This is a genomic window from Providencia vermicola (assembly GCF_010748935.1).
Classification (GTDB): domain Bacteria; phylum Pseudomonadota; class Gammaproteobacteria; order Enterobacterales; family Enterobacteriaceae; genus Providencia; species Providencia zhejiangensis.
Genome location: NZ_CP048796.1, coordinates 65,001 through 83,068 on the forward strand (window position 1 = coordinate 65,001; position 18,068 = coordinate 83,068).

Genomic DNA, 18,068 nt, shown 5'->3' on the forward strand with positions numbered 1-18,068 from the left:
CTAGTAGCGGCGAGCGAACGGGGAGCAGCCCAGAGTCTTAATCAGCATCAGCATCAGGAGAACGGTCTGGAAAGTCCGGCAGTAAAGGGTGATAGCCCCGTATCCGAAGGTGTTGGTGTTGTGAACTCGACGAGTAGGGCGGGACACGTGTTATCCTGTCTGAATATGGGGGGACCATCCTCCAAGGCTAAATACTCCTGATTGACCGATAGTGAACCAGTACCGTGAGGGAAAGGCGAAAAGAACCCCGGCGAGGGGAGTGAAATAGAACCTGAAACCGTGTACGTACAAGCAGTGGGAGCCCCATCACTCAAGTGCCTCGGCAATTGAGTGAGGGTTTAAACAACCACCACAAGAACAGCGCAGGATTTGCAAACAAGATTGGCTGATTTTTTCAAGCCGCAGCGCAGTGTACATAGAAGTACACGAGCAGCGGAAGTTAAAAAATCGGGCAAGATTGGCCGCAAAGACAAGCGGGACATTTGAGGATGGGGTGACTGCGTACCTTTTGTATAATGGGTCAGCGACTTATATTCTGTAGCAAGGTTAACCGTATAGGGGAGCCGTAGGGAAACCGAGTCTTAACTGGGCGATTAAGTTGCAGGGTATAGACCCGAAACCCGGTGATCTAGCCATGGGCAGGTTGAAGGTTGGGTAACACTAACTGGAGGACCGAACCGACTAATGTTGAAAAATTAGCGGATGACTTGTGGCTGGGGGTGAAAGGCCAATCAAACCGGGAGATAGCTGGTTCTCCCCGAAAGCTATTTAGGTAGCGCCTCGTGAACTCATCTTCGGGGGTAGAGCACTGTTTCGGCTAGGGGGTCATCCCGACTTACCAACCCGATGCAAACTACGAATACCGAAGAATGTTATCACGGGAGACACACGGCGGGTGCTAACGTTCGTCGTGAAGAGGGAAACAACCCAGACCGCCAGCTAAGGTCCCAAAGTCATGGTTAAGTGGGAAACGAAGTGGGAAGGCTCAGACAGCCAGGATGTTGGCTTAGAAGCAGCCATCATTTAAAGAAAGCGTAATAGCTCACTGGTCGAGTCGGCCTGCGCGGAAGATGTAACGGGGCTAAACCATGCACCGAAGCTGCGGCAGCGACATGTAAATGTTGTTGGGTAGGGGAGCGTTCTGTAAGCCTGTGAAGGTGTGCTGCGAGGCATGCTGGAGGTATCAGAAGTGCGAATGCTGACATAAGTAACGATAATGCGGGTGAAAAACCCGCACGCCGGAAGACCAAGGGTTCCTGTCCAACGTTAATCGGGGCAGGGTGAGTCGACCCCTAAGGCGAGGCAGAAATGCGTAGTCGATGGGAAACAGGTTAATATTCCTGTACTGGTGATAATTGCGATGGGGGGACGGAGAAGGCTAGGCTGGCCGGGCGACGGTTGTCCCGGTTTAAGGATGTAGGCAGGTGAATTAGGCAAATCCGGTTCACTACATGCTGAGGTCTGATGACGAGTCACTACGGTGGCGAAGTAGCTCATGCCCCGCTTCCAGGAAAAGCCTCTAAGCTCTAGATTATCATTAATCGTACCCCAAACCGACACAGGTGGTCAGGTAGAGAATACTCAGGCGCTTGAGAGAACTCGGGTGAAGGAACTAGGCAAAATGGTGCCGTAACTTCGGGAGAAGGCACGCTGGCGCTAGGTGAAGTCCCTCGCGGATGGAGCTGAAGCCAGTCGCAGATACCAGCTGGCTGCAACTGTTTATTAAAAACACAGCACTGTGCAAACACGAAAGTGGACGTATACGGTGTGACGCCTGCCCGGTGCTGGAAGGTTAATTGATGGGGTTATCCGTAAGGAGAAGCTCTTGATCGAAGCCCCAGTAAACGGCGGCCGTAACTATAACGGTCCTAAGGTAGCGAAATTCCTTGTCGGGTAAGTTCCGACCTGCACGAATGGCGTAATGATGGCCAGGCTGTCTCCACCCGAGACTCAGTGAAATTGAACTCGCTGTGAAGATGCAGTGTACCCGCGGCAAGACGGAAAGACCCCGTGAACCTTTACTATAGCTTGACACTGAACATTGAGCCTTGATGTGTAGGATAGGTGGGAGGCTTTGAAGTGTGGACGCCAGTCTGCATGGAGCCAACCTTGAAATACCACCCTTTAATGTTTGATGTTCTAACGTGGCCCCATCATCTGGGGTGCGGACAGTGTCTGGTGGGTAGTTTGACTGGGGCGGTCTCCTCCCAAAGAGTAACGGAGGAGCACGAAGGTTGGCTAAGCATGGTCGGACATCATGCGGTTAGTGCAAAGGCATAAGCCAGCTTGACTGCGAGAGTGACGGCTCGAGCAGGTACGAAAGTAGGTCTTAGTGATCCGGTGGTTCTGAATGGAAGGGCCATCGCTCAACGGATAAAAGGTACTCCGGGGATAACAGGCTGATACCGCCCAAGAGTTCATATCGACGGCGGTGTTTGGCACCTCGATGTCGGCTCATCACATCCTGGGGCTGAAGTAGGTCCCAAGGGTATGGCTGTTCGCCATTTAAAGTGGTACGCGAGCTGGGTTTAGAACGTCGTGAGACAGTTCGGTCCCTATCTGCCGTGGGCGTTGGAAGATTGAAAGGGGCTGCTCCTAGTACGAGAGGACCGGAGTGGACGCACCACTGGTGTTCGGGTTGTCATGCCAATGGCACTGCCCGGTAGCTAAGTGCGGAAGAGATAACCGCTGAAAGCATCTAAGCGGGAAACTTGCCTTGAGATGAGTCTTCCCTGACTCTTTAAGGGTCCTAAAGGAACGTTTAAGACTAAGACGTTGATAGGCTGGGTGTGTAAGCGTAGCGATACGTTGAGCTAACCAGTACTAATGAACCGTGAGGCTTAACCTGACAACACCGAAGGTGTTTTAGAGAGAACGTTGTGAAGCGCACGCAGAGTGCGAGAAATTAGCTTGTTCAAGATTGCTGTTCTGGTTGGTGTAAGCCGACGGGAACGAAAACCGAATTTGTCTGGCGGCAATAGCGCGGTGGTCCCACCTGACCCCATGCCGAACTCAGCAGTGAAACGCCGTAGCGCCGATGGTAGTGTGGGGTCTCCCCATGTGAGAGTAGGGAACTGCCAGACATTAAATTAGTGAGAAAGCCACCCGATGGGTGGCTTTTTTGCGTTTGGGGGATGTGATACCGTTTTATCATCCTTCTGCCTTACTGTCACCACCAAACACCAACCCCATCCCCGGTACTTCCTCACCAATCCTGCACCAGCGAACCGCATATTGATAGCCAATACATTGAGTAGAGATAAAGGAATGGCTCACTATTCGACTTATTTTCATGGTTGAGACCATTTTATAGGATGACTGGTGTTTATTTTTATGAATCGCAATCGGTATCGAAATAACATCATGGTTTAGATCGCTTTATCATACTGAGTACTCGATATCCATCTCATCAACTTATAGGTAAATAACTCGCTAGCTTATAAGCTCTGGCCTCAGAGGCTGTTAGGGGAGAGTCAAATAGCGGTAGAGGTCATTGACGACCTTTAGCTCATTCTTGTTAAGGATGGTTTTTTATTATTCTGACCATAATAGAAGGAGACGAATATTTATTGAGTAAAGCATGAATCAGTCGTTTAAATCGTTTTTTCTTCATCTTTTATTAAAATAAGACAACTAATAATATCAATAAAATCAACTCATAAAGTAAAAGTCATTCAGTTTATTGATCTTATGCCATTTCTGCTTACTGCTCTTATTCTTTCTTTAATTTAAAGATAATACCCTATAAAAATAGATAACTAATGTTAAATTGATGTTGCAAAAAGTTAAATATATACTACTAATAAGTAACTTAACTCGGTGTTACGAAAGATTTTTACTACGCACAATATGTTCTCATTTATTAAGGTGGGAAAAATGAAAAATATAAGATCAGCCAATAGCCAGATATTCAGCCATATTGTGGCTGTTAGTAAGCAAAAAGAGCATGAGTTTAATAATGGGCAGGATGGTGCAGTTATTCTATCTTTACTTGTTATGTTTTTTACGCCCTTTTTGTTGCTCAATGAACTACGTAAATTGCTACACATTGATTATAGTTTAGTCTCTATAGTTGGAATTTTGGCTATCAGCGCTGCTTTGGCAGCTATGTTGTATAAGACATTTAAGATTGGCCGTAAATTTGCTAATAAAAAAACCGTATTAGGTAATCTATTATCAATGTATATTCCGAATAATAAAAATGAGTTTGAAAATTTAAAAATAGAATCAAAAAATAATCCTGCTAATTTTCTTGAACAAGTGAGTGAATGGGTTCAAATAGAAAAAGCCACTTATTCTAAGTAACTAATTATTTTTAACGACAATACGCCACGTTATAAAATTTAGCTAGCTGATAAAAAAGCGGCTCATTATGAGCCGCTTTGCTTATTGTCTATCTTTCTAGGGTATTGGGTTTCTATATCGTTAGTGTGATTTACCTTGTTCGATACCTAAACCAATTTGTGAACGAACAAATTGCTCTCTGAAACGTTCTTTTTCCATTTTTCCTTGTTCTGAGTTATCAGTTACAGAGAATAGCCATGAAGCGACAAATGCAACGATCATAGAGAAAAATGCAGGGTATTCATAAGGATAAACTGGTTTTTCATGATGTAGGATGCTGACCCAAATTGTCGGCCCTAAAATCATCAATATAACCGCTGTCAGTAAGCCAAGCCATCCACCCGCTAAGGCTCCGCGTGTCGTTAAGTTTTTCCAATACATGGAGAGTAGAATAATCGGGAAATTACAGCTTGCCGCGATAGAGAATGCGAGTCCTACCATGAAGGCGATATTTTGATTTTCGAATAAAATACCTAAGCCGATAGCGACAAACCCTAAAATGACGACAGTAATTTTAGAGACACGTAGCTCATCTTTTTCATTCGCTTTACCATTTTTTATTGCCATTGCGTAAAGGTCATGTGAAACGGCAGAGGCGCCAGCAAGAGTTAATCCTGCTACAACGGCTAATATGGTGGCAAATGCGACGGCGGAAATAAAGCCGAGAAAGAAGTTTCCTCCAACAGCGTTTGCAAGGTGTACTGCCGCCATATTGGTGCCGCCGATCAGTTTACCTGCTGCATCTTTAAATTCAGGGTTTGCACTGACAAGTACAATCGCACCGAAGCCGATAATAAAGGTTAAAATATAGAAGTAACCAATAAAACCAGTAGCATAGAAAACACTCTTACGTGCTTCTTTTGCATCGCTGACCGTAAAGAAACGCATGATGATATGAGGAAGGCCCGCTGTACCGAACATCAATGCTAAGCCAAGTGATAACGCAGATATAGGATCAGAGACTAATCCCCCTGGGCTCATAATAGAAAGGCCATTGCCATGTATTTCTACCGCTTCTTTAAATAGCGTGTTGAAATTAAAGCCAACATGTTTCATAACCATGATAGCCATGAATGTTGCGCCTGATAATAATAGGATTGCCTTGATAATTTGCACCCATGTTGTGGCGAGCATCCCGCCAAACAGAACGTATAGCACCATCAAGATCCCGACAATAACGACGGCAATGTGGTAATTCAAACCAAACAATAGTTCAATCAGTTTTCCTGCACCAACCATCTGAGCAATAAGGTAAAGTGCAACAACGACCAGTGAACCGACAGCAGATAAAATCCGTATTGGTCTTTGTTTTAGTCGATATGAGGCTACGTCAGCAAAAGTATAACGACCGAGGTTACGTAAGCGCTCAGCAATGAGAAACAGAATAATTGGCCAACCGATTAAGAAACCGATGGAATAGATTAATCCATCATAGCCTGAGGTATACACAAGCGCAGAAATGCCTAAGAAGGATGCGGCGGACATAAAGTCACCCGCGATAGCCATACCATTTTGGAAACCGGTAATTTTACCGCCAGCAGTATAGTAATCCGAACGAGAGCGAGTTCTTTTTGATGCCCAATAAGTGATATAGAGGGTGAATCCAACGAATAACAAGAACATGATAATGGCTTGGATATTCACAGGCTGTCGCTCAACATCGCCTGTCAGCGCATCTGAGAATGCGGCTGAAGAGGCAAAAAGTAGGATAAGGGGAATAATTTTTATCATTTTTGCACCTCTTTTAGGATTTCAGCCGTTAAGCGGTCATATTCACCATTTGCCCGAATAACATATAGGCCAGTTAACAGGAAAGAGATGACGATGAGCCCTACACCAACAGGTATACCTCGCGTGATATAAGAGCCTTCAGTGATAGGTGTTCCAAGCCAACTTGGGTTAAAAGCAATAAGAAAGATAAAACCGACATACAATATTAGTGTGATAGCTGACAACAACCATGAAAATCGACCACGTTTCCTTACCAATTCTTTAAAACGAGGGTTATTCTCTACCTCTTGATAAGCAGTAGCATTCATCAGAGTTCTCCTCTGTTATCGTCTTATTGGAATGTATGTAAGGTCGCCATAAAGGCGACCCTCAGGCTTATGACATACTCATTGATTGTTTTTCTTCGAGTAGTTTTTCGACAACACCTGGATCTGCCAGTGTGGAGGTATCACCTAAGTTACTGGTATCACCGGATGCGATTTTACGTAGGATACGGCGCATGATCTTACCGGAGCGGGTTTTCGGAAGCGAATCCGTCCAGTGTAGAACATCTGGCGTCGCGATTGGGCCGATTTCTTTACGTACCCAGTTACGGACTTCGGTATACAGCTCTGGTGAAGGTTCTTCCCCTGAAATTAAGGTGACATAAGCGTAGATCGCTTGCCCCTTAATGTTATGTGGGATGCCGACAACGGCAGCTTCTGCAATTTTCGGGTGTGCGACTAATGCCGATTCAATTTCAGCGGTACCTAAGCGGTGACCAGAAATATTCAATACATCATCTACACGACCGGTGATCCAGAAATAGCCGTCTTCATCTCGACGAGCCCCATCACCACTAAAATACATACCTTTAAACGTTGAAAAATAGGTTTGTTCAAAGCGCTCATGGTCACCATATAAGGTACGAGCTTGGCCAGGCCATGAGTCAACAATAACTAGGTTACCTTCTGTCGCACCTTCTAGCGGTTCTCCTAGGTTATCGACAAGAGCAGGACGAACACCAAAGAATGGTAATGTTGCTGAGCCAGGTTTTAGCATTGTTGCACCCGGAAGCGGAGTGATCATAAAGCCACCCGTTTCGGTCTGCCACCATGTATCAACGATTGGACAGCGGCTATCACCAATTTTCTTATAGAACCATTCCCAAGCTTCTGGGTTGATAGGTTCGCCTACAGACCCAAGGATACGCAATGAACGACGATGAGTGCCTTCAATAGCTTTATCGCCTTCAGCCATGAGAGCACGGATAGCGGTTGGAGCAGTATAAAGAATATTAACGCTGTGTTTATCAACTACTTGGCTCATACGGTTTACAGCAGGGTAGTTAGGTACACCTTCAAACATCAAGGTTTTTGCACCATTAGATAATGGACCATATAGCAGGTAGCTATGGCCTGTTACCCAACCTACATCGGCAGTACACCAATAAACCTCACCAGGGTGATAGTCGAAAGTATATTTAAACGTCAGTGTTGCATAGACTAAATAGCCGCCTGTTGTATGCAGAACCCCTTTAGGTTTACCTGTTGAACCCGAGGTATACAGAATAAATAGCGGGTCTTCGGCATTCATTTCTTCAGGTGGACAGTCTGCACTGACACCTTTCGTTACGTCATGCCACCATAGATCACGCCCTTCTACCCAACTCGGTACATTTCCGGTACGACGGTAGACAATCACGTTTTCAACGGTTGTGACGTTTGGATTGGTTAATGCATCGTCAACATTTTTCTTCAGCGGTATAGCGCGACCAGCACGTAAGCCTTCATCCGCTGTAATGATGAGTTTTGCCTTACAGTCGATAACACGGCCTGATACCGCTTCTGGGGAGAAGCCTGCAAAAATAACCGTATGAATTGCACCAATGCGAGCACAAGCGAGCATGGCAACTGCGGCTTCAACGACCATCGGCATGTAAATCGCGACCACATCGCCTTTACGAATACCTTGCTGTTTCAACACATTAGCGAACTGACTTACATCATGATGCAGTTCTCGATAAGTGATATTTTTTGATTGGGAGGGGTCATCACCCTCCCAAATGATGGCGGTCTGATCGCCTTTATCTGCCAGATGGCGATCTAAACAGTTAGCGCTTAAGTTAAGGGTGCCATCTTCAAACCAGCGAATGCTGATATGGCCAGGATCGAAGGAGGTGTTTTTTACTCGGGTATACGGCTTAATCCAATCAACAACCTTCCCTTTCTCTCCCCAAAACTTTTCTGGGTCTTGAATAGAGAGTTGATACTCATTGTTGTACTGTTGCTCGTTTATCAGGGCATTTTCTGCAATTTCAGCAGGAACGGGATGCTTAGTTATTTGAGTCATATTTTTATCTCCTTGCAGATGTTAATACTATGTCAAAAAATGGTTAACTAAAGCAGGAAATATAAATTTGTTTTTCTTTTGAGTGGGAGATCACGTATTAATTGTAATGAATTTAACAGGATTATCATTTGATGCGAAATCGCCAATTGGATTAATCATCTAATTATATGTGAAAAGGTAAAATTAAAGAAAAACAAAGTAGGGTGATATTGGTATTAGTTGCTAAATAAATCACCAATGATAGTTGATGAGAAAGACCATATAAATATCATGGGTTTGATAATGATTTTCATTAACAGTAAAATAACTATAATTAAGATTGATTCACAAGGTGTGAAGTTTATGAAGTGTATACCCTATGTGTCTTGGTACTGAGTGAGAGATATAGAGGTATATGTCAACAAGTCACTGGAGACAAATACAATGAGCTATACATTACCTGCTTTACCTTATGCTTATGATGCGTTGGAACCACATTTTGATAAGCAAACCATGGAAATCCATCATACTAAGCATCATCAAACGTATGTGAACAACACTAATGCTGCGTTAGAAAAATTACCGGAACTCGCTAACTTAGACATCGACGATCTGATCCAACAATTGGATAAAGTTCCTGCTGATCAACGTACTTTTGTTCGCAACAATGCTGGTGGGCACTCAAACCATACTTTGTTCTGGAAAGGCCTGAAATTAGGTACTGAGCTTGGTGGCGAGCTGAAAGCGGCTATTGAGCGTGATTTTGGTAGTGTTGATGCATTCAAAGAGCAGTTTGAAAAAGCAGCTGCTTCTCGTTTCGGTTCCGGTTGGGCATGGCTAGTACTGAAAGATGACGGCAAACTGGCTATCGTTTCTACCGCTAACCAAGATAGCCCTCTGATGGGTGAAGCCATTTCTGGTACTTCAGGCTACCCAATCATTGGTCTGGATGTATGGGAACACGCTTATTACCTGAAATTCCAAAACCGTCGCCCTGACTACATCAAAGCATTTTGGTCTGTAGTGAACTGGGATGAAGCGGCTAAACGCTTCGCTGAGAAAACCAAATAATTTACTTATTTGATTCACGACTTATCTGGCGTAGCTCTTTATTTTAAGGGCTGCGCCTTTTTGTTTTTTAGCCTCTTCTTTTCCCTACCAATCTCAGTATTGTCTCGTTTTAATTTTTTTTGTTTTATTCATAATCAGTCTCATCAATACGGCTAATATATTGATATTCTATTTCATCTGGTGTCTATAAAGTGAATGGCGGATAATGATAAATAAAGAACATAAAGGAAATGAAATGGCGAATGATATGGTAATGGGAATAGACCTCGGTACGAGTAATAGTGCTGTCAGTTTGTGGATTGAGGGAAGAGCCGTTTTAATACCGAATAAGCAAGGCGATGTTTTGACTCCGTCAGTTATCGGCCTTGATGATAATGAACAGATATTGGTCGGTAAATCAGCTCAGAAACGTTTGCAAAGCCATCCCCATCTCACTCAAGCCAGTTTTAAACGCTTTATGGGCACTAACGCGGAATTATCACTAGGCACTCAAACTTTTCGAGCCGAAGAGCTCTCTGCATTATTGCTACGTCAATTAAAAGAAGATGTTGAAGCTTGGCTTGGCTATGCCGTTAAGGATGCGGTGATTACGGTTCCTGCCTATTTTAATGATGTGCAACGACGTGCAGTGAAAACAGCAGGACAATTGGCTGGGCTCAATGTTTTAAGGTTATTGAATGAGCCTACTGCGGCATCCCTTGCTTTTGGTCTTCTTGAAAATAAAGAACATAAATATCTCACATTTGACCTCGGTGGTGGCACGTTTGATGTTTCAATCATTGATATGTTTGAAGGTGTGATTGAAGTCTGTGCGAGTAGTGGTGATGTTCGACTAGGCGGAGATGATTTCAGTGAAGAAATTTATCAATGGATGTTAAAACAGCATCCCGCCCTTAAAGAAGTCCAAGCTGAGATACGCGCTCCCTTACTTGAACAAGCCGAAGCATTAAAAATAGCGCTGAGCAAAGGCGGAGAAGCCTCCGTCTCTTTACGTTGGAATGAACAAGATTGGCATTGGACGATGACGGAGCAAATGCTAACGACATGTTGTCAGTCATTATTAACTCGTTTACAGCAACCTATCTTACAAGCCTTGCATGATTCACGTTTCACCCTTAATGACCTCGATGATATTTTGCTCGTGGGAGGTGCAACCCGCATGCCTCTGATCCGACAAACTGTCGCTCGTCTATTTGGTCGTTTTCCTCGTCATGACCTCAATCCTGATGAAGCAGTTGCGTTGGGGGCGGGAGTTCAAGCAGGTATGGTGATGGCTGATACCGCTCTTGATGATGTTATTTTAACCGATGTGATGCCATTTTCTTTGGGTATTGAAACGTCAAAAAGAAATGGAGCCTATTATGAGTCAGGTTATTTTTTACCTTTAATTGAGCGAAATACCTTCTTACCTGTGAGCAAGATGCAAACCGTTAGCACGGTTGAAGATAACCAAAAAATTATTCTATTAAAGATTTATCAAGGGGAAGCGCGTCGTGTCCAAGATAACGTCTTTTTGGGTGAAATGACGATTGATATCCCTCAGAAGCCTGCCGGAGAAGTGGATATTGATGTCCGATTTACCTATACCGTTGATGGATTACTCGAAGTTGAGTGTCGTTATCAAGGTAACCCCGAGGTATTTCGGTTATTGATAGAGAAAGTGCCGGGGCAAATGAGTGAACAACAAATCGAACAAAGCTTATTAAAAATCGCAGATTTAAAACAGCACCCACGAGATAGAAAAGAGAATCGCATACTATTGTCACGCTGTGCTCGGTTGTATGAATTTTTGCTGGGTGAAGATCGTTATTGGATGGATCAAGTAACGACGGAGTTTGAAAGGGCTCTTGATAGCCAAGATTTACGCCGTATCGCCGCTATTCGTCAGCAAGTGGAACAATTTTTGAGTCGTTATGAGGGAGACTCGCATTAATGAGTATTTGGCAAACATTGGGGATTGAGCAAACAAACGATGAAAAGGAAATTCGTCGTGCTTATGCACGGCAGGTAAAGAAATATCGACCCGATAGCCACCCTGAAGAGTATCAACAATTACGTGAAGCTTTTGAGGAGGCAAAAAGATATGCCGCTTACGCTATTGATGATGAATCTATCGATGATGAATATGCGGAAGAGCAGGCGAATATAGACATTGATGTGCCTCATTTAGAAAGCCTCTTATATCAAGAATCTGTTAATGAAGACGCCGTTAATGATGATGAACAACAACTGCTAGAACAGCCTGAAATTCGGATGACTTATCCATTTTCAGATAGATTGTTAGATGACGATCAACCATCGGTTAATGAATTACCTGTTGTTGAAATACCTTATACCCAAGAGTTAATTGATTGGCTTGCGAAGCTGTTTATTATTGATGAAAAAGCCGCAAAACGTGAATTAGTCGAATTGTGGGAAAATGTCTCTCAAAAAGGCAGTTTGCAAACACAGCAGCGATTTCATCAAGATTTTGCATGGGCATTATCAGCGCAAGAAGGTTTAACCGAAGCCATTGTGGAACATGTTTCGTCTCTATTAGGCTGGCGGCTGGATGAATATAACTCAGAGCAAATTATTCCGTTTTATATTCAAAACGCATTAACTGAACAGCTACGCCAAACCGAGGTGGCTCGGGCATGGAAACAGTGTCAGGTTGATGCTGTTCATGGCGATTATGTGGTTGCCGAATCCATGCGTATACTGACGAGTCAAAGTGAGAAAGTCTCTTTTAAAGTCCGTTTGATACCCGAGCTCATTCCGCAGATAGAGCAGCAGGTGTCTCAGCTGACGAATGAGTATCCTGAGTTAAAAGAAAAGTTTAATCCCGCGGTATTATCATTTATTAAACAACGGCGAATAGCGCTCAATTGGCGTGGTATCTTTTTATGTGTATTTTGGGGGCTACTATTAAATGTGATAGGCGCTAAACCCGACGTGAGTGTAGGCATCACGCTCGCAGTCACTGTGGTCATGATATATTACTTATTTTTTAGTGATTATATTATGTTTTGGTTTCATGCGAGATCAAAAAAGGGATTTACTCTCTTCCTCATGAGTGACTTTTTGATTAGCTTGGGGGTGCTAGCCATCTTTGTTATCACCTTCTTTGGCATTGCTCGCGAATTGATAGTCGGTTTAAATATAGGGCCTGCACAAGGTGCGCAAGCTATGGTCATTTTTATCCTTATGGGGCTTTTATGGTATGCATGGCCGAGAGATCAGCCCGCTTTACGCAGACCAAGTATGATGATGTATCGTCTATTGGTTAGCCCATGGTCACTGCTACAGTGGTTTAAGTTTTCATGGTTTTCATTGGTTTGGTTAGTGGTTCTCTATATTATTTGTTATAAAACAATGTTTGAGATATTGGCGTTCTATACTGAGTTTTTCAAGGTAGGGTAACAGCCTATATCTCGCCTAATAATTGTTGTTCTACTGAATTTAAAGCCATTATTAAGGTGTGATATCGATGCAAATTCATCCTCAAGTCTATATTGGCGAAGTCAAAGCGACACGAGAGTGTGGTCAGAGTGCTATCCATAAGCGTCAAGTGGATGGTTTGTTATCCTTGGGGCAATTAGGGCTTGAGGGGGATGAGCAAGCTGAAAAACGCTTTCATGGAGGCCCTGATCGCGCACTATGTCATTATCCGGCAGAGCACTACCCATTTTGGACTAATGCTTACCCTGAGCTAGAGTCTCTTTTCACTCCGCCAGCGTTTGGTGAAAATATTTCAACCCAAGGAATGACGGAAGAGAATGTCTTTATTGGCGATATTTATGCTTGGGGTGATGCTCGTATTCAAGTGACGCAACCTCGATCGCCATGTTACAAGCTTAACGGTCTTACCGGCGTTGAAAATTTTGCTCAAAGAATGCAAGAAAATGGTCGTTGTGGTTGGTTGTACCGAGTGATAAAAACGGGATCAATCAGTACCGCAACACCAATAACGCTCTTAAGTCGTAACAGCGATGTTTCTGTTCAAGAAGCGATTATGATCGCTTTTCATGCTCCCTTTGATGAAGAGCTATATCAGCGTTTGCTTGGCGCCGCAGGGTTGTCTGCAAGTTGGAGTCTGACGATGCAAAATAGGCTTGAGCATCGTCGAATTGAGGCATTTAGCCATCGCTTATTTGGCAAGCGTGGCTAATATGCTTAGAGGTGGCCGCCGATAAATTGTTGATACCAAGGCTCACGGGCGAATAATTCCGCGTGTGTTCCTTGGTCAATGATTTCACCAGAAGCCATCACAACAATATGATCCGCTTGGCTGGCTAGCATCGGTTGGTGAGTGACCACAATACGTGTCTGTTGTTTGGCTCTGAGTAGCTGCTCAATCACAGAAGCCGTATTGATGTAATCAAGGCTGGCGGTTGGCTCATCCATCAAAATAATATCAGGACGACTTAATAGTAGCCTCGCAATGCATAAACGCTGTCGTTGCCCACCAGAGAATCGTTGTCCTCCTGCACCGACATCCGCATCGAGTAAAGCGTGGTCTGCATCGATATTGAGTTGTTGAAGCATCGCAATCATTGATGTGTCATCAATCTCGTCTGAATGAACCGCTAAATTTTGTCGTAAGCTGCCTTTAAATAATCGGTTATCTTGAAATAATATTCCTCGCTTACGACAAAGTGCTTCTTGTGATAGTAGCGCTATATTTTGATTACCATACCGGACTTCGCCTTGTGAAGGGTCTTGCAAGCGCGCCAAAAGATGCAACAAAGTACTTTTTCCTGCACCAGATGCCCCTACAATAGCCGTAAATGTATTGGCTTTTAACGTTAAATCTAGCGGCTTTAATTGCGTTTTACCCTCCGCTGTGCGCTGAGACAAGGCATGACAACTCACGCTATTGTCAGTTGGTATTGGTGATGAACGCACAAAATGAAGCTCAGGTGTTTCCAATGCTTGAGCAATCTGATTGAGGGATTTTTTAGCTTGGCGTAAGGCTTGGTCTAAATGGGAAAGCAACCAGAGTGGCTCAATAAAACGCGCTAATAACAACATGGCAGCTAACCACATAGAGAGTGTGAGTGTTCCATGATTGACAGCCAATAAGCCTAATGCGAATAAACCGATAAAGGATACTTGAATAGCGAATGAAAACAGTAAATGAAAAGGCAAGCTACGACGCTGAAGTTCTTTTTGTGTCTGATATTGCTGAGCCAAACTCAGTTCTAGACTTTGTTGTTGCTGTTGGCTGATACCTGCTCTACGAAACAACGGTTGGTGTGTGGCAAAGTGATCTAATTTATCAATGACATTCTGCTGTGAGACAGATACTTGCTTTTCAGAGAATGACACCTGTTTGGCAGAAAAACGTAAAACAATGAATAGCATAAAGCCGATCATTAACAGGATGCCCCCTAGCCAAAAATTCAGAATCCATGCCCCCAAGATCACGGTCAAAGGGGTAACAATTCCGCTAATGATAGGATGTAATAAGTGGGCTGGGATGGACATTGCATGGGAGACTGGCCCTGAAACTAAACTTGTTGCACTCGGAATTGGTTTTAATGAGACAGGTAGATGGCGTATTAAAGCAGAGGTAAGCGAGCGCATAACGATGCCACCCGCAAGGTAGCCTTTCTGAGTGGCGATAAAAACAACGGTTAATGAAGCTAAGCTACTGACCAAAAGCCAAACCAGCGCACGGATATCACCGGCTCCCCAATTGATGATCACAGGAACGAGTAGCAGTCCGCTAATACCGTCTAAGATAGCAGCGAATACCATCCATAATAGCGCACTGCGGACGGTATTTAAGAACATACGGATCATGCTGTTTCCTCCAATGCATGTAGTAGCTGTTGATATTGGGGAGTATGTTCAGAGAGTTGTTGATGTGTGCCTTGAGCAATAATTTGCCCTTCTTCCAATAAGATCACCGTATCTGCATGACATAAGGAGGCCAGATCATGAGTGATCAAGATGCGAGTACGCGGGTCTTGGCTTAATAGCTGGAAAAAGAGTTCGGCATTTTGCGGATCTAATGCCGATGTTGGCTCATCAAACAACAGAATAGGGGCTTTAGAGAGCAGCACACGAGCAATGGCTAAACGTTGAGCTTCACCGCCTGATAAGGTGATATCATGACCAACTAAACTGTCTAGCCCCTTTGGTAATTGCTGAAACCGCGTTAGCAGATTTAATTTTTCAAGGTAGTCAGTGATTTCTACGTCTGTTGCATCGGGCGCAAATAACTGTAGATTTTCTTTGAGCGAATACGGCATCGGTTGAGTATTTTGCATCACGATAGATACTTGCTGGTTTAACCCCGCTAATGAGAATTGAGGGAGAGGCGTTGTATCAAAGTATAATTCGCCACGAGTTGGGTCGAGGAATCGCGCCATCAATTGTAAAAGTGTACTTTTCCCTGCTCCCGATGCACCTACAATAGCGATAAGCTGACCCGGCTGAATGGTCAAGTTAAGGTTAGAGAGTAACGTTTTATTCTGTACACAATAATCAACATCGTGAATATAGATGGAACAAGGCACTCCTTGCAGTGATTTATCACCATACTGCATGTCTGGTTGCTCAAGAAAATGGCGAATACGCTCTGAAGCTGCGACCGCATGGTTGAGGGCATCGGCACCATGACCCATGGCTGCAATTGGCGCAGTAATACTATGCATCAAAAGAATAAATAACACCATTTGCGGCAGTGATACCGATGTCGGCACGACAAACGCGCCAATAATCACCCATAACGTCAGTAATGTGGTGCTCATGCCTATTTGGGTTAGCGAACTGAATGCACCGATTTTGTTGACCCAGTGGTTAAAAGCCATTAGAAAGGCGGAAAGCGTTTGTGTCATAACCCGTTGAATGGCGCGGTTTGGATACTGCCTGGCAAGTAATGGGTTGTCGGCAAACTCCGCATATTGAGCATATAAATCCCCCATCGTTTGGTTACGAGCTGTGAATAGCGATTGATAACGTGGTGAGCGTAGCTGGCGGAACAGGTAAATGGTGATGATTAAAGGAAGTAGGCAAAAAATCATTAATGCCCAATTGGTCCATAATAAGACCAGTGTTGCTGTTATTGGAACCACCAACAATTGAGCCGAATCGGCCGGCGCGTGGGCGGTGAGTTGATGAAGCAAGCGCACATCGCGATCCACCATTTTTTGGATCCCTTCTTTGCCTGAATACACGAATTCACTTAAAGGAAGTCGATGAAGTTTATCCAGTATTTTTAGCCTCAATTGATAGCATAATTGGTTATCCGTTTGATGGGTTAGGTATAAGGCAACTGTTTGACAAACGAGCCATAAAATCCCACTAATCAATGCGATAATGACCCAAGTATTTCTTTGTTCAACAGGGGATAAGGCAACTTGGCTAATTGCAAGCCAAGGGATCAGGGAGCTAATACCTGCGATGGCCTGTAAAATGAGAGCAAATGTTAGAGTGAAACGATAAGGGCGTAGCAATGCCCAAAGTGCGCGGTACATAGAAACCTCCATTGCTAATTCGCTACTTTAATGGATTTCTTTGTTTAACAGGTGATGAGTTGTTTCGATGCCGAGACTATTTGTTTGGATAACGGGCTTTATCGAGAAGAAAACGTGATTAAATTCAGCAGACTTATTTGCGTTTTTCAGTAAGATAAATAGGACTGGAATAAAAAGGGAATGGCAATGCGGTATGATTTAAATGACCTCTATTATTATGTCAAAGTGATAGAACACGGTGGATTCTCTCAAGCAGGCCTCGCATTGGGTATCCCAAAATCCAAGCTTAGCCGCCGTATTGCTGAGCTTGAGAAAAAACTCAATGTTTCCTTAATTTACCGTTCCACTCGTCAGTTCCATGTGACTGAAATCGGCCAAACCTTTTATCAGCAATGTAAAAATGTGGTCGATGAAGCGAAAATCGCTGAGGAGCTGATTTGCTCTGTCCAAATCGACCCAAAAGGGATCATTAAGTTGTCTTGTCCTGTTGCCTTACTACAAGTGTATCTGCAAGATCTATTAGTTGATTTTATGGTGAAGTATCCGGATATCGATGTACAGATCTTAGCGGTTAATCGACCTGTTGATGTGATCAGTGAAGGACTAGATGTCGCGCTGCGTGTGCGTTCGTTGCCATTAGATGATTCAGGTTTAATGATGAAAGTACTCGGTTATTCACGACGTATTTTGGTTGCTAGCCCGTTGTTATTTAAGGGAGAAGAGCCTCTGCAACAACCCGAAGAGTTAGTGAATTATCCAATATTGGCAAATTCCGAGCATTCGCAAAATTATACGATGACTCTGAAAAACAGTGATGATTTAAGCTTCACGCAGCATTTTATCCCCAAATTAGCGACAACAGATATTTTGACCTTGTATAAAGCTGCATTAAAGGGAATTGGTATTGCTCGATTGCCTTATGGCGTGGTGGAAAAAGACCTAAGTTCAGGAGCATTGATTGAGATCTTACCTGAATGGCGTTTTCCTGAAGATATTATTCATGCAGTTTATCCATCAAGAAAAGGTTTATTGCCATCTGTTCAACTGTTATTAAATTATTTGGCTGAGAATATTTCACCAACGGTGAAATCGTCATAATTCATTATGGTAAAAAAGAACTCCCCAATGGTGATGCCATTGGGGAGT

The 18,068-nt window shown here is 43.7% G+C and carries 12 protein-coding genes and 2 rRNA genes (1 of these 14 only partly in view); 8 read left to right on the top strand and 6 right to left on the bottom strand.

Going from position 1 to position 18,068, the window contains the following annotated elements:
• Together G3341_RS00265 and rrf are read left to right on the top strand one after the other, a co-directional pair.
• Positions 1 to 2,848: ribosomal RNA gene (locus G3341_RS00265) — 23S ribosomal RNA — on the top strand (it extends 238 nt beyond the left edge of the window).
• A gap of 119 nt (positions 2,849 to 2,967) precedes the next feature.
• A 5S ribosomal RNA gene (gene rrf, locus G3341_RS00270) occupies positions 2,968 to 3,083 on the top strand.
• A 67-nt stretch (positions 3,084 to 3,150) separates the two neighbouring features.
• On the opposite strand, the gene G3341_RS00275 is transcribed toward rrf, so the two are convergent.
• Complete coding sequence (locus tag G3341_RS00275) at positions 3,151 to 3,294, bottom strand: hypothetical protein (RefSeq protein ID WP_163860460.1); 144 nt, start codon at positions 3,292 to 3,294, stop codon at positions 3,151 to 3,153.
• Between the two features lie 582 nt (positions 3,295 to 3,876).
• Here G3341_RS00275 and G3341_RS00280 point away from each other — a divergent pair.
• Complete coding sequence (locus G3341_RS00280) at positions 3,877 to 4,305, top strand: hypothetical protein (protein WP_154635690.1); 429 nt, start codon at positions 3,877 to 3,879, stop codon at positions 4,303 to 4,305.
• 120 nt (positions 4,306 to 4,425) lie between these two features.
• Here G3341_RS00280 and actP read toward each other — a convergent pair whose 3' ends face one another.
• The 3 genes from actP to acs all read right to left on the bottom strand — a co-directional run bounded on the left by actP (position 4,426) and on the right by acs (position 8,406).
• Entirely contained in the window at positions 4,426 to 6,075 is a 1,650-nt protein-coding gene (actP, locus tag G3341_RS00285; protein ID WP_154621866.1) for a cation/acetate symporter ActP, read from the bottom strand.
• A complete protein-coding gene (locus tag G3341_RS00290; protein ID WP_154621865.1) occupies positions 6,072 to 6,383 on the bottom strand; it encodes a DUF485 domain-containing protein in 312 nt (103 codons plus the stop codon). Before G3341_RS00290 ends, actP begins: the two co-directional genes overlap by 4 nt.
• Before the next feature lie 67 nt (positions 6,384 to 6,450).
• Positions 6,451 to 8,406 (bottom strand): acetate--CoA ligase, encoded by a 1,956-nt coding sequence (gene acs, locus G3341_RS00295; RefSeq protein WP_154621864.1) that lies wholly within the window; start codon positions 8,404 to 8,406, stop codon positions 6,451 to 6,453.
• A gap of 423 nt (positions 8,407 to 8,829) precedes the next feature.
• Here acs and sodA point away from each other — a divergent pair, with 423 nt between their 5' ends.
• From sodA to yiiM, 4 genes are all read left to right on the top strand, one after another.
• Positions 8,830 to 9,456, top strand: coding sequence for a superoxide dismutase [Mn] (sodA, locus tag G3341_RS00300; protein WP_154621863.1), 627 nt, complete (start codon positions 8,830 to 8,832; stop codon positions 9,454 to 9,456).
• A 235-nt stretch (positions 9,457 to 9,691) separates the two neighbouring features.
• Positions 9,692 to 11,389, top strand: a complete 1,698-nt coding sequence (locus tag G3341_RS00305) for an Hsp70 family protein (protein WP_154621867.1) — start codon at positions 9,692 to 9,694, stop codon at positions 11,387 to 11,389.
• The gene (locus tag G3341_RS00310) at positions 11,389 to 12,858 is read left to right on the top strand and encodes a DnaJ domain-containing protein (RefSeq protein WP_163860461.1); all 1,470 of its coding nucleotides are present in this window, start codon (positions 11,389 to 11,391) and stop codon (positions 12,856 to 12,858) included. Before G3341_RS00305 ends, G3341_RS00310 begins: the two co-directional genes overlap by 1 nt.
• A 67-nt stretch (positions 12,859 to 12,925) precedes the next feature.
• Positions 12,926 to 13,606, top strand: a complete 681-nt coding sequence (gene yiiM / locus G3341_RS00315; protein WP_154621861.1) for a 6-hydroxyaminopurine reductase — start codon at positions 12,926 to 12,928, stop codon at positions 13,604 to 13,606.
• Positions 13,607 to 13,611: 5 nt separating this feature from the next.
• On the opposite strand, the gene G3341_RS00320 is transcribed toward yiiM, so the two are convergent.
• On the bottom strand, positions 13,612 to 15,243 hold the full coding sequence (locus G3341_RS00320; RefSeq protein WP_163860462.1) for an ATP-binding cassette domain-containing protein: 1,632 nt from the start codon (positions 15,241 to 15,243) through the stop codon (positions 13,612 to 13,614).
• Complete coding sequence (locus G3341_RS00325; RefSeq protein ID WP_163860463.1) at positions 15,240 to 16,922, bottom strand: ABC transporter ATP-binding protein; 1,683 nt, start codon at positions 16,920 to 16,922, stop codon at positions 15,240 to 15,242. The genes G3341_RS00320 and G3341_RS00325 overlap by 4 nt, the downstream gene beginning before the upstream one ends.
• A 186-nt stretch (positions 16,923 to 17,108) precedes the next feature.
• Here G3341_RS00325 and G3341_RS00330 point away from each other — a divergent pair, with 186 nt between their 5' ends.
• Positions 17,109 to 18,020, top strand: a complete 912-nt coding sequence (locus tag G3341_RS00330) for a LysR substrate-binding domain-containing protein (RefSeq protein WP_163860464.1) — start codon at positions 17,109 to 17,111, stop codon at positions 18,018 to 18,020.
• Positions 18,021 to 18,068: the final 48 nt, after the last annotated feature.

Excerpts from the sequence above, each read along its gene's own strand:
- acs (WP_154621864.1), bottom strand. The coding sequence starts at position 8,406 with ATGACTCAAATAACTAAGCATCCCGTTCCTGCTGAAATTGCAGAAAAT.
- G3341_RS00290 (WP_154621865.1), bottom strand. The coding sequence starts at position 6,383 with ATGAATGCTACTGCTTATCAAGAGGTAGAGAATAACCCTCGTTTTAAA.
- G3341_RS00280 (WP_154635690.1), top strand. The coding sequence starts at position 3,877 with ATGAAAAATATAAGATCAGCCAATAGCCAGATATTCAGCCATATTGTG.
- yiiM (WP_154621861.1), top strand. The coding sequence starts at position 12,926 with ATGCAAATTCATCCTCAAGTCTATATTGGCGAAGTCAAAGCGACACGA.
- sodA (WP_154621863.1), top strand. The coding sequence starts at position 8,830 with ATGAGCTATACATTACCTGCTTTACCTTATGCTTATGATGCGTTGGAA.
- G3341_RS00330 (WP_163860464.1), top strand. The coding sequence starts at position 17,109 with ATGCGGTATGATTTAAATGACCTCTATTATTATGTCAAAGTGATAGAA.
- G3341_RS00325 (WP_163860463.1), bottom strand. The coding sequence starts at position 16,922 with ATGTACCGCGCACTTTGGGCATTGCTACGCCCTTATCGTTTCACTCTA.
- G3341_RS00275 (WP_163860460.1), bottom strand. The coding sequence starts at position 3,294 with ATGAAAATAAGTCGAATAGTGAGCCATTCCTTTATCTCTACTCAATGT.
- actP (WP_154621866.1), bottom strand. The coding sequence starts at position 6,075 with ATGATAAAAATTATTCCCCTTATCCTACTTTTTGCCTCTTCAGCCGCA.
- G3341_RS00310 (WP_163860461.1), top strand. The coding sequence starts at position 11,389 with ATGAGTATTTGGCAAACATTGGGGATTGAGCAAACAAACGATGAAAAG.
- G3341_RS00305 (WP_154621867.1), top strand. The coding sequence starts at position 9,692 with ATGGCGAATGATATGGTAATGGGAATAGACCTCGGTACGAGTAATAGT.
- G3341_RS00320 (WP_163860462.1), bottom strand. The coding sequence starts at position 15,243 with ATGATCCGTATGTTCTTAAATACCGTCCGCAGTGCGCTATTATGGATG.